The 10,727-nt window shown below is 68.8% G+C and carries 16 protein-coding genes; 8 read left to right on the top strand and 8 right to left on the bottom strand.

Annotated elements, in window-relative coordinates:
• Positions 1-20: 20 nt before the first annotated feature.
• Together ABD156_RS31995 and ABD156_RS31990 are read right to left on the bottom strand one after the other, a co-directional pair.
• Positions 21-431 carry a VOC family protein gene (locus ABD156_RS31995; protein ID WP_344282342.1) on the bottom strand — a complete coding sequence of 137 codons (411 nt, stop codon included), beginning with the start codon at positions 429-431 and terminating at the stop codon, positions 21-23.
• 10 nt (positions 432-441) lie between these two features.
• The gene (locus ABD156_RS31990; RefSeq protein WP_344282339.1) at positions 442-885 is read right to left on the bottom strand and encodes a helix-turn-helix transcriptional regulator; all 444 of its coding nucleotides are present in this window, start codon (positions 883-885) and stop codon (positions 442-444) included.
• A 107-nt stretch (positions 886-992) separates the two neighbouring features.
• On the opposite strand from ABD156_RS31990, the gene ABD156_RS31985 reads away from it, so the two are divergent.
• Positions 993-1,877, top strand: a complete 885-nt coding sequence (locus tag ABD156_RS31985; RefSeq protein ID WP_344282895.1) for a hypothetical protein — start codon at positions 993-995, stop codon at positions 1,875-1,877.
• Here ABD156_RS31985 and ABD156_RS31980 read toward each other — a convergent pair.
• Positions 1,874-2,512, bottom strand: a complete 639-nt coding sequence (locus ABD156_RS31980; protein ID WP_344282336.1) for a pyridoxine/pyridoxamine 5'-phosphate oxidase — start codon at positions 2,510-2,512, stop codon at positions 1,874-1,876. The genes ABD156_RS31985 and ABD156_RS31980 overlap by 4 nt on opposite strands.
• A 1-nt stretch (position 2,513) precedes the next feature.
• Complete coding sequence (locus ABD156_RS31975) at positions 2,514-3,185, bottom strand: hypothetical protein (RefSeq protein ID WP_344282333.1); 672 nt, start codon at positions 3,183-3,185, stop codon at positions 2,514-2,516.
• Between the two features lie 94 nt (positions 3,186-3,279).
• On the opposite strand from ABD156_RS31975, the gene ABD156_RS31970 reads away from it, so the two are divergent.
• Together ABD156_RS31970 and ABD156_RS31965 are read left to right on the top strand one after the other, a co-directional pair.
• Complete coding sequence (locus tag ABD156_RS31970) at positions 3,280-3,807, top strand: DUF2020 domain-containing protein (RefSeq protein WP_344282331.1); 528 nt, start codon at positions 3,280-3,282, stop codon at positions 3,805-3,807.
• A gap of 139 nt (positions 3,808-3,946) precedes the next feature.
• On the top strand, positions 3,947-4,399 hold the full coding sequence (locus tag ABD156_RS31965) for a DUF6918 family protein (RefSeq protein WP_116206128.1): 453 nt from the start codon (positions 3,947-3,949) through the stop codon (positions 4,397-4,399).
• 64 nt (positions 4,400-4,463) lie between these two features.
• Here ABD156_RS31965 and ABD156_RS31960 read toward each other — a convergent pair whose 3' ends face one another.
• Positions 4,464-5,105, bottom strand: a complete 642-nt coding sequence (locus tag ABD156_RS31960; RefSeq protein ID WP_344282327.1) for a hypothetical protein — start codon at positions 5,103-5,105, stop codon at positions 4,464-4,466.
• A 206-nt stretch (positions 5,106-5,311) separates the two neighbouring features.
• Here ABD156_RS31960 and ABD156_RS31955 point away from each other — a divergent pair, with 206 nt between their 5' ends.
• Both ABD156_RS31955 and ABD156_RS31950 read left to right on the top strand, forming a co-directional pair.
• The gene (locus ABD156_RS31955; RefSeq protein WP_344282324.1) at positions 5,312-5,836 is read left to right on the top strand and encodes a peptidylprolyl isomerase; all 525 of its coding nucleotides are present in this window, start codon (positions 5,312-5,314) and stop codon (positions 5,834-5,836) included.
• 43 nt (positions 5,837-5,879) lie between these two features.
• Positions 5,880-6,842, top strand: coding sequence for a rhomboid family intramembrane serine protease (locus tag ABD156_RS31950; RefSeq protein ID WP_344282321.1), 963 nt, complete (start codon positions 5,880-5,882; stop codon positions 6,840-6,842).
• On the opposite strand, the gene ABD156_RS31945 is transcribed toward ABD156_RS31950, so the two are convergent.
• Positions 6,828-7,256, bottom strand: a complete 429-nt coding sequence (locus tag ABD156_RS31945; protein WP_377925995.1) for a PH domain-containing protein — start codon at positions 7,254-7,256, stop codon at positions 6,828-6,830. The genes ABD156_RS31950 and ABD156_RS31945 overlap by 15 nt on opposite strands.
• An 85-nt stretch (positions 7,257-7,341) precedes the next feature.
• Positions 7,342-7,608 carry a cell division protein CrgA gene (gene crgA, locus ABD156_RS31940; RefSeq protein WP_101436684.1) on the bottom strand — a complete coding sequence of 89 codons (267 nt, stop codon included), beginning with the start codon at positions 7,606-7,608 and terminating at the stop codon, positions 7,342-7,344.
• Between the two features lie 637 nt (positions 7,609-8,245).
• On the opposite strand from crgA, the gene ABD156_RS31935 reads away from it, so the two are divergent.
• Genes ABD156_RS31935 through ABD156_RS31925 form a run of 3 tightly spaced genes read left to right on the top strand, consistent with a single transcriptional unit; the run spans position 8,246 to position 10,322 of the window.
• Entirely contained in the window at positions 8,246-9,199 is a 954-nt protein-coding gene (locus tag ABD156_RS31935) for a class E sortase (RefSeq protein WP_344282315.1), read from the top strand.
• Positions 9,199-9,357: a hypothetical protein gene (locus tag ABD156_RS31930; RefSeq protein ID WP_344282313.1), complete on the top strand. Its 159-nt coding sequence runs from the start codon at positions 9,199-9,201 to the stop codon at positions 9,355-9,357. The genes ABD156_RS31935 and ABD156_RS31930 overlap by 1 nt, the downstream gene beginning before the upstream one ends.
• Positions 9,327-10,322: an LLM class flavin-dependent oxidoreductase gene (locus tag ABD156_RS31925; protein ID WP_344282310.1), complete on the top strand. Its 996-nt coding sequence runs from the start codon at positions 9,327-9,329 to the stop codon at positions 10,320-10,322. The genes ABD156_RS31930 and ABD156_RS31925 overlap by 31 nt, the downstream gene beginning before the upstream one ends.
• Here the strand turns inward: ABD156_RS31925 and ABD156_RS31920 are convergent, their stop codons facing one another.
• Complete coding sequence (locus ABD156_RS31920; protein WP_344282307.1) at positions 10,323-10,577, bottom strand: hypothetical protein; 255 nt, start codon at positions 10,575-10,577, stop codon at positions 10,323-10,325. It abuts the gene before it with no gap.
• Positions 10,578-10,727: the final 150 nt, after the last annotated feature.

Genomic DNA, 10,727 nt, shown 5'->3' with positions numbered 1-10,727 from the left:
GAGGTCCGGCTCGGACTTCTTCAGCTCGCTTGCTGGATGCGGATCAGGTTCCCGGCCGGGTCGCGGAACGAGCAGTCGCGGACGCCGTAGGGCTGGTCCGTCGGCTCCTGCACGACCTCGGCGTCGCTGGCCTGCAACCGGTTGAAGGTCGCGTCGACGTCCTTGGTGGCCAGGTTCAGCGCGGCGTAGGTGCCCTTGGCCATCATTTCGGCGATCATCCGGCGTTCGTCGTCGGTGAGGCCGGGGAACGCGGCGACCGGCTGCAGCACGACCGAGGTGTCCGGCTGTCCGGGCGGGCCGACGGTAATCCAGGCCATGTCCCCGTACTTGACGTTGTTGCGCACCTCGAAGCCGAGGACGTCGCGGTAGAAGGTCAGCGTCGCTTCCGGATCGGTGTGCGGGAGGAAGCTCGCGTGAATGGTCATCTCCATGCCGATCACACTAGGTTCGCGCCGAAGGGGGTGCTTCTCGATTCCTGATCGGTCGCGTGACCTGTTTCGCGACGCACGGCGCCATGCCCTCGGTCGCGCCGGTCTCCTCCTGGCGGTAAACGCTTGGCGGCTTCCCGACCAGCTCGGTGAACCGCGTGCTGAACGTCCCCAGCGACGAAAAGCCGACCTCGAAACACACCTCGGTGACGCTCAGGTCGCCTCGGCGGAGCAGCGCCATGGCGCGCTCGATGCGGCGGGTCATCAGATACGAATACGGCGACTCTCCGTAAGCGGCGCGGAATTGCCGGCTGAGGTGCCCGGCGGACACGTTGACGCTCCGCGCGAGCGCCTCGACGTCCAGGGGACGCGCGTACTCGCGGTCGATCCGGTCGCGCACCCGGCGCAACCGTGCGAGATCGGCCAATCGCTGCGCGTCGTCCGGCTTGCTGGTCACCCCGAAATCGTGCCATGACGATCGCCGCGGTCCCAGTAATCCGCTCTTTCGGGCTGGTGGCCGATTCGTTCAAGACCGTCGCGCCGAGCACGTGCGACGGTTTCCGGGTGACTGTGAAATTGGAGGCCGTCGCCCCGTTCCTCGCCGGGCACGGCCGGTTGCTGGACCAGCGGCGGTTCGAGTTGCTGGAAGGAAATGGGCGCGCCGAGGAGGTGCTCGCGGCGGTCGCGGCCTACCGGAATCCGGACGGCGGCTACGGCTGGGGCCTGGAGCCGGACCTGCGCGCGCCGGAAAGCCAGCCGGGCGGCGCGCTGCACGCGTTCGAGATGTTCGGCGACATCGCGCCGGTGACCACGCCGCACGCGGTGCAGCTGTGCGACTGGCTGGAGTCGGTGTCGTTCGCCGACGGCGGGCTGCCGTTCGCGTTCCCGGTCGCCGATCCGACGGCGTGCGCTCCCTTTTGGACTGGAGCCGACCCGACGGTGTTCTCGTTGCAGAGCACCGCGTTCGTCACGTCGGCGGCGTGGCGGGTCGCCGAACACGACGAGGCGGTCGCGGCCCATCCGTGGCTCGCGCGGGCGACCGAGACGTGCCTGCGCGCGATCCGGGACCTCAACGAGATGCCGCACGTCATCGAGTTGAGCTTCGCGATCCACCTGCTGGACGCCGCGTACGACCGGTACCCGGAGGCCGACGAACTCCTGACAAAACTGGGGAAGTTCCTGCCGGAGAGCGGAATCGTCGCGGTGCAGGGCGGCTCCGAGGGAGAGGTGCTGCGCCCGCTGGACTTCAGCCCGGTGCCCGGCCCGTCCCGGCGGCTGTTCACTCCGGAAGCGGTCGAGGCTGACCTGACCCGGCTGGAACAGGGCCAGCAGCCCGACGGCGGCTGGACGGTCGACTTCGCCAGCTTCTCCCCGATGGCCTCGCTGGAGTGGCGCGGCTACGCCACCGTCGGCGCGATCTTCAAGCTGCGCGCCAACTCCCGGCTCTAGGGCCAGAGCCGTTCGCGGACCCAGCCCGCGGGTTCGCGGCGGTAGCGGACCCGGACGTGCCGCCGGTCGTGCGAGGCCTGCCAGAACTCCACCGATTCCGGCTGGATCAGGTAGCGCGTCCACGTTTCCGGTGCCGCGTCCGGGTTTTCCGCCACCCACTTCGCCGCTGCCTCAGCGGCTTCGACCAGCTTCGCCGGGTCGGACAGCACCTCCGACTGGTGCCCGACGTACGCCTCGGCCCGCGACGCCGGCGGCCGAGCGAGAAAGTCGTCGGCGGACACCTCGGCCGCGGCCGGGACCACCAGACCGCGCACGCGCACCTGCCGTCCGCGACCGGGCCAGAAGAACGTCAACGCCGCCCGCGGGTTCGCCGTCAGCTGCTGACCCTTCGGGCTTTCCGAGCTGGTCGCGATCGCCCAGCCGTCCTCGTCGACGTTCTTCAGGATGACCACGCGAGCGTCCGGCGCGCCGTCGGCGTCCACTGTGGACAGAGTGACCGCGTGCGGGGCCAGCACGTGCTCGCCGGCTTCGGTCAGCCAGGCGAGGAACAGCTCCTCGGGCGTTTCCGGGGTGCGGTCCGGGTCGAAGTCCGGGAGCTGTTCGGGGAACGACTGCCAGCCGCGCAACGAAACCATGTCACCGACCGTACGGCGGTTGCCCCGGCGGCGGGTAATGCGGCGGCTGCGGCCCGGCCGGACCCGCGGCGGGCGGGGGAGAAGTCTGTGGCATCGGCCCCTGCGGAATCTGCCCGGGGAAACCGCCGGGTCCCGATTGCGGGGGCTGCTGGTAAGCGGCCTGTTGCTGCTGCCACTGCACCTGCTGGAAAGCCTCGGCGGGCTGCGGGAAACAGAACGTCAGCTTCGCGTTGATCGCGCCGTGCATCGCCGCGCCCCAGAGCTTCCCGCCGGTGAAGGCGTACGTCGCGCCCGCGTACGGATCCACCGCGACCATCCGGGTTTCGCCGGCGAACTGGTTGCGCGTCTTCGCGCTCGCCAGCTGCGCGGCGTCCGGGTGCACGCGTCCGACGAGCCCGCAGATCACCACCGACCCGGCGGTCCAGCCGATCGTGCCCTGCACGTTGGCGCGGGCGTGCTGGGTGGCCATGCCGGTGAACTGCTGCAATGTCGCCGCATCGACCTCGGGATAAGCCCCGGCCACGACGCAGTAGTTCATCGTGGACAACATGATCGACTCGGTGAACAGGCCGACCGCGGCGGTCACCGGTCCGATCTGGACGGTGTTGAGCCTGCCGCCGCTGCGCACCACGCGTTCGGCGACCACCTGCAGGTACTGCTCGGGCGTGAGCACGTCCGCGACCTCCCGGGCTGAGCGGAATCCGGGGCAATCGTCGCACGCGCCGCCTTCGCACGGACTTCACCGGGCATGGTTGACTGTGCCCGCCATGCGCCGACTTCTCGTTCTCGCCCCAGCCCTGGTCCTGCTCGCCGGCTGCAACCCGTCGAGCCCGGCGAAGGAGACTCCGTCTTCGGTGCCGGCGAGTTCCGCTTCGGCGTCCGCGGGGCTGCCGCCCGATCCGCAGCCCGCGCGCACCGCGGAGTGCCCGTACCTGTCGAACGAGACGGTGCAGGACGCGAACGGACAGCACGTCACCAAGGTCAGCGTGTCCGACGACGAGCCGCATCCGACGTGCTTCTTCTACCGCCCGGACGGCAGTCTCCAGCTGTCCGTGCGCGTGTACGTGGGCAAGAGCGACGTCGCGACCGCGCTGGTCAACAAGGCCGCGCCGGTCGACACGTCGAACCCGGCTTCGGATCCGGCGGGGTGGAAGGGCGGCTACCAGCCCGCCGGCGACGGGGTGGTCTACGCCGTCGCGAAGGGCGAGGCCGCCGTCATCGTGACGAGCAACCAGAAGCAGAGCATCAAAGCACGCACAGTGGCGAAAAAGGCTATCGCTGCCCTGAAGCTCTGAGTAACGGGCTCCGCACGGGTGAGTGAAGTTGATCTTGTATTACTCTAAGCAGCACGCGCAGTCCCCCCAACACTCGCGCGGCGGGTGCCCGTCCGGCACCGAATACTTGGTTACCCCTTTTGACGACAAGGACAGATTCGTGGCTGACACCCTCAAGGAAATCCTGCTCGACTCGAGCCGTCGCCCCAGCGTGGTCACCGACCTCGGAGAGCTCGTGGACGCCGAGGTCTCCGACAAGGGCGGGGTCTCGGGCGCGGTCGTGAAGACCGGCTTCGCCGCCGTCAAGAAGATCAAGCCGGGCATCATCCCGTCCGCGGTCGACAGCCTGCTGGACGACTTCGCCGGCGCGCTCGAGCCGTTCTACGGCGACTACCGCGCGAAGGGCGGCAACGACTTCGGCGCGTACCTGACCAGCCGCTCGGACGAGGCTTCGGACGCGCTGCTCGGGGTTACCGACAGCCGCGCGGACCGCAGCAGCCGCGACAGCATCAAGAAGGTCTACTCGAAGCTGCGCCCGAACGGCAAGAAGAACGTCGAAGAGGCGCTGCCGCGTCTCGGCCAGCTGATCGACAAGCACGCCGCCGCGGTCTGAACCGACTGAGCGCTCGCACGAAAAAGGGCCCCGGGACGCACTTCCCGGGGCCCTTTTCGCGCGTTCAGTTCTTCTTCTCCGCAGCCGACGTGCTCGGCGCCTTGCCGTTCGTCTTCGGCTCGCCCGGCTTGGCGTCCTTCGCGTCCTTGGCTTCCGGAGCCGGCTTCGCGGGCGGAGCCGGAGGAGCGGGCGGGGTGGCCTTCGGCGGCGCCGGCGCGACCGGCGGCTCCTGCTGACGCGACTTCAGCGCGACGGCGGTGCCGACCGCGACCGCGCCGAGACCGAGGATCCACGGCCAGCGGCGACGCTTGCGGGTGCCCTTGGCCGCGCTCTTCGCCTCCTCCAGCGCGACGCGGAACTCCTTCTTCGCCGCCTTGAAGTCCTTCTTGCCGCGGCGCTTCGACTCACCGGCCGACGAGGCGGCCTTGATCGCGGCCTTCTTGGCCTTGCGGCCCGGCTTCTTCAGCTCGGCGATGCGGGCGAGCGCCTCCTTGCGCGCCGCGGCGGAGCTCTTCTTGAGCTCCTTGCGAGTCAGCTCCGTCTTCTTCGCCAGCTTGCGCCGGGCCCGGCGGCTCTGCTTCCCCAGCTCCTCCGCGCCGGCCTCGGCGGCCTTCGCGCCCGCCTTGCCCGCCTCGACGACCAGCTTCCGCAGGTCCGTCGAGCCGGACTTGACCGACTCGCCGACCGATTCCACGGCCCGGGTCATGGTCTTCACCTCATCAATCGTTGTGAAACAGATCTGTTGCTTGACATCTATCCTGCCCTTTTTCCGCCCGCACCGCTGCGGCTTCCCGTTCGAGGCGGATCGGAAACCTCAAGAAAGTGGTCTCTTCCTGGGCCGATGTCCAGCGCGACGGGCCGGGACGGCCCCCTGAACCCCCCATTTGTGCGAAGGGGTGGCACGATGGCGGCGTGACTGAAAGCGCCCGCAAGGCCACCCTGCACACCAACCAGGGTGACATCCACGTGAACCTGCTGCCCGACCACGCGCCGAAGACCGTGGCGAACTTCGTGGGGCTGGCCACCGGCTCCAAGGAGTACACCCAGCCGAACGCGAAGGGCGGCAACTCCGGTCCGTTCTACGACGGCTCGATCTTCCACCGCGTCATCGACGGCTTCATGATCCAGGGCGGTGACCCGACGGGCACCGGCCGCGGCGGCCCCGGCTACAAGTTCGGCGACGAGTTCCACCCCGAGCTGCAGTTCTCCAAGCCGTACCTGCTGGCCATGGCGAACGCCGGGCCGGGCACCAACGGCTCGCAGTTCTTCATCACCGTCGCGCCGACCTCGCACCTGAACTTCCGGCACACGATCTTCGGCGAGGTCGCGGACCAGGACTCCCGGAACGTCGTCGACGCCATCGCCACCAGCGCGACCGGCCCGGCGGACCGCCCGCTGTCCGACGTGGTCATCGAGAAGATCACCGTCGAAGACTGACGAGCCGCAGGCAGGGACGGGGTTTCGGTAGGTTGGAGTCATCGTGAGCCAACCGCCGAACCCGTCCGCGCCGTCTCTTCCCGGTTGCTGGTGGCATCCGAACCGCCCGACCGGTCTCAGCTGCGCCCGCTGCGGGCGTCCGGCCTGCCCGGACTGCCTGCGCGAGGCCCCGGTGGGATTCCAGTGCACCGACTGCGTGCAGACCGGGGCGCAGCAGCAGAAACAGCAGCAACGGCAGTATCGCAATGCCGGGATGGGCACTCGCACGATCGCGGGGGCCCGGCTGTCCAATTCTTACGTCGTCACCGCCACGTTGATCGCGGTGAACGTGGTGATCTTCCTGATCACCGTCATCCAGGCGAAGAGCCTGTTCAACAACCAAGTCGCGCCCGTCGAGCAGGCGGGTGTCCTCTGGCCCTCGGCCACACTCGGCGGCGGCGAGTTGTGGCGGATCTTCACCTCCGGTTTCCTGCATTACGGGCCTGTTCACATCGCGGCGAACGCGTTCTCGCTGTGGATGATGGGCCGCGCTTTGGAACAGGTCTTCGGCAGGATCCGCTACCTGGCGCTCTACTTCGTGTCGATGCTCGGCGCTTCCACCGCGGTGCTGCTCTTCCAGGACATCGACGGTGCCACCGCGGGCGCGTCCGGTGCGATCTTCGGGTTGCTCGGCAGCTATGCGGTCATCGTTCTGAAGCTCCGGCTGAACCCTTCCGCGCTGCTCGTCAACCTGGCGATCAACGCCTACGTCACCTTCGCGATCCCCGGTATTTCGATCTGGGCGCACGCGGGAGGGCTCGTCACCGGTGCGCTGGTGACGGCAGCGATGCTTTACGCGCCGGCCCGGAACCTGGTCCGGTGGCAGGCGATCGGCACGGTCATCGTCGCGGTCGCGCTCGCCGGGCTGATCGGCTGGCGAGCCACCCAAATTCCCACGGTTTCGTGCGGTTTCCACGAGTCCCGCGGCCAGACCTATTACGGCTGCGGGACGTCACGCTCCGTCTGACCGGGCCCGCAGCTCCGTAAGCACGTCCAGCACGTCGCGAGGATCCTCGCCGAGATCGGTCTGCCCGAAGATGAACAGCTGATCGCCGTGCTCCAGCTCGAGCGTCACGCCGTCACGGCCGAGGCGGCGCGTGCTGCGCAGCCGGACCGTCGTGCCGGTCCAGGGGAGCCGGTGCGTGCCGTTGAGCGTGCGAGCGCGCACACCGTCCAGATCCGCGGCAAGCCGAGGGCGCACGAGCGTCCAGTGGACCGCGAACGCGCCGACGGCCAGCGTCGCGAGGCCGGTGAGCACCGCGCCCTTGCCGTCGCCGAAGGTCGCGTCCACGACGGTTCCGACCAGCAACAGCGCGGTCAGGCCCCACGCCACTACCACGAGGTTTCGGCGCGGAGCCCACGAGGCCGGGTGGTTATCCACAGGGGTTATCCACACTGGGGATGAGTCACACCGGTGTGATTCGGTGTCAATCGGCCGTCCGGAGCAAAGCTGATCCGGCGGATGGTCAGCGCCACCGCATCGTCATCAGCAGGCCGGCGATCATCGCGGCGAATCCGATCGCGAAATTCCAGTTTCCGAGCTGGCTGAGGAACGAAACCTTGTCGCCCGCGATGTAGTTCACGACCAGCCACACCAGCCCGAGGAGCATGAGGCCGAACATGACGATCTTGTAGAACAGGTTCGACGGTCCCGCGGCCTGGACCTTCACCGGGGTGCGGCGGTCGACAGGCGGGGTGTACGCGGTCTTCTTGCGGACCTTCGACTTCGGCATCGTTTCCTCGCGTGCTCTCGGGCATTCCTGGTGGCGGCATCCTGGACGAGGTCCCGCTGTCGGGGTGCGCAACCAGCGCCACGTGCACACGTTAACGTAAAGGACGGCTCCGCAGCACCGGGCGGGAGCGGTCGGGTTTCTCAGACTGTGACAATAGCGCCACCTGGAGTGCCGAGGAGGACTCCGGCCGGGCGCGGGAGGAGCTTGGGTGACGCCGCAAGATTGGCCGGGCGAGGACGACCGCCGCCCCGGCACGGGACCTGACCGCCCGGTCCGCCGACAGCCCCCGCCGCCGAGAAGGCAGTCCGGGGAGACGCCGCCGCGGCGAAGAGTGGCAGGCGATCCGGGCCGGAGATCACCCGAACAGCGCACGCCGATCGACCGGGGCGGACCGGCCCAGGGCGGCGGCGAAAACCGGCCTGGGCAAGGGCGGCCCCGCGAGGGTGACCCCCGCGGCGGTGATTTCGGCGGCGCTCGCGGCAACGCACCCCGCCGTACCGCCGAGTTCCGCGCCGAAGGCAACCCGCGCGGCGAACGACGCCCGGCCGACCCGCGCGCTGATCGTGCGCAGCCTGGGGATCCTGGACGGCGTCCCCGCGGCGGAGATCCTCGCCGTCAGCCGGAAGAAGGCCGTCAGATGCCTCGCCGGGTGGGGGCCGCGGCCCCGGACCCGTCCCGGCGGCGGATGACCGGACCGGAGTTCGCGGAGCAGCCGACCGAGGTGTTCTCCGCGGTGGCCGTCGCGGACAAGGACGAGAAGAAGGCCAAGAAGACCCCGCCGCCGCTGGGCAAGGGCGGAATCGCGATCCGCACCGCGGGCGAAATCTTCATCACGCTCGGCGTCGTCGTGCTGCTGTTCATGGTGTACGAGGTCTGGGTCACCGACCTGTTCTCGGCGGAGAAACAGCACACCGCGAGCGACCAGCTCGACGGCGACTGGCAGAAGGACCGCACGCTGCACCCCGAGCTGATCGACGGCAAGGCGTTCGCGCGGATCCACATCCCGTCGTTCGGCGCGGACTTCAACTTCACCATCCAGGAAGGCACCGGCGAGGACTCGCTGGCGGTCGGCCCCGGCCACTACAAGGGCACCGCGCTGCCGGGCGAACCGGGCAACTTCGGCATCGCCGGGCACCGCGTCGGCAAGGGCGCGCCGTTCAACGACCTGGACAACCTGAGCTCCTGCGACCAGATCGTCATCGAAACGCACAGCGATTTCTTCATCTACCAGGTGCTGCCCTACGACGACGAGATCAAGGGCTGGAGCAGCGGCAAGGGCGCGCAGCCGGAGTGCAAGGGCGTCTCGACGCTGCGCAATTCGAGCATCCCCGGCGGCGGACCGTACGACGAGACGTTCGGCCGCAAGGTCGTCCAGCCGAGCCAGGGCGACGCGGTGAACGCGGTGCCGTACAAGCCGGCCGACGCGTTGCCCAAGGCGCAGCAGGCTTCGCTGCTCACGCTCACCACGTGCCACCCGCAGTTCTCGGCGAAGGAGCGGCTGATCATCACCTCGGTGCTGACCCGCCAGGTGCCGAAGACGCAGGTGCCGGATTACACGACGCTGCTGAAGAAGATCGGAGTCGGTTCCTGATGTACGGCTGGCTCTGGCGGCATCTGCCCGGTCCGTTCGCGGTGAAGCTCGTGATCGCGCTCGTGCTGGCGCTCGGGATCGTGGCGTTGCTGATGTTCGTGGTGTTCCCGTGGCTGGACCCGCTGCTGTGGTTCAACAACGTGTCGGTGAACAACTGAGGTTCGGCGTCTTCCTGGTCTCGGGCCGCTTCCCGGGCCAGGACGACGCCGCCGTCCTGCGGCGCACCGTCCGTGCCGCTCTTGCTGCCGAGGCGGCTGGCTTCGACGACGTGTGGCTGGCCGAGCACCACTTCATGCCTTATGGCGTGTGTCCGTCGGCGATCACGCTCGCCGCGCACGTGCTTGGCCAAACGTCGCGGATCAGCGTGGGCACGGCGGTGAGCGTGCTGTCGACGACGCATCCGGTCGCGTTGGCCGAGCAGTGGTCAATGCTGGACGCGGTTTCCGACGGCCGATTGCGATTGGGTGTTGGCCGGGGCGGGCCTTGGCAAGATCTGGAAGTGTTCGGGACCGGGTTGTCGCGCTATGAAACGGGTTTCGCCGAGTCGCTAGATCTTCTGCTGACTGCCGCTGCTGGCCGGGTTTCGGCTCACGGGGCGCACTTCTCATTTCGCGAGGTGCCGCTGCGCCCTGCTCCGCAACGCTCCCCGCAAGTCGTGGTGGCCTGCGGCGGACCTGCTTCTTCCGCGGTCCGGCTGGCTGCTGAACGTGACTTGCCGCTGTTGCTGGGCCTGCACGCGGATGACTTTGAGAAGGCCGCGACCGTCGCCGCTTACGGTGCGCCCGCGGCCCATGTGTCGACTGTGCTGTGCCAGGTCGGCGATGATGCTTCTGCGGTGGTCCGCCGCGCCCTGCCGGGCTGGCTGTCGGACGGCTTGGCCGCTCATGTGCCGGTAGACGACCGGCCCGGTCCGGCGCGAGATCCTTGGGAGTACACGGAAAACCTGTGCGCGATCCATCCGGTCGGCCCGGTTGAGCACTGTGTCGAGACCCTGCGGACGAGCCTCCGGCGCACCGGGGTGTGCCAGGTGATCATGTTCGTGGAAGCATCCGGCACACCGGAGGGCACGCTGGCGAACATCGCACGGATCGGTGCCGAGGTGCTGCCCGCGCTGCGGGATTAGTCATTGGTCCCGGAGCTTGCAGGACTCCAACGCCCAGAGTTGACGGCCGTACTCGTCGCGGAATACCCGGTAGCAGTCGAGGAGCGAGCCTTGAGTGCACGCCTGGAAGGCGATATCGATACTGGCGTCCCCCTCGTCCGCCGCGTACTGGACACAGTCCGGAACGCTCTGGGCGGTCGCCGAGGCGCTCGGCGCCATCGGCACCATCGCACCCGCCGCCAGCACCAGCACGGATATCGCTGCTTTGCCGAACATGTCATCACCCTCCGGTTCGTGCGGCGGAGACCCGCCGGCACGCGCTCCCAGTCCAGCGCCCAGCCGGCCTGGGCACCAGACTTCTCCGGAACGATCAGCCAAGTACCCCGATGCGTCACCGCACCGTGCCGGTGAGCTCACTGGACGTAT

This window comes from Amycolatopsis albidoflavus, assembly GCF_039525725.1.
Taxonomy (GTDB): Bacteria; Actinomycetota; Actinomycetes; order Mycobacteriales; family Pseudonocardiaceae; genus Amycolatopsis; species Amycolatopsis albidoflava.
This window is presented reverse-complemented; position numbering and strand designations above follow the sequence as displayed.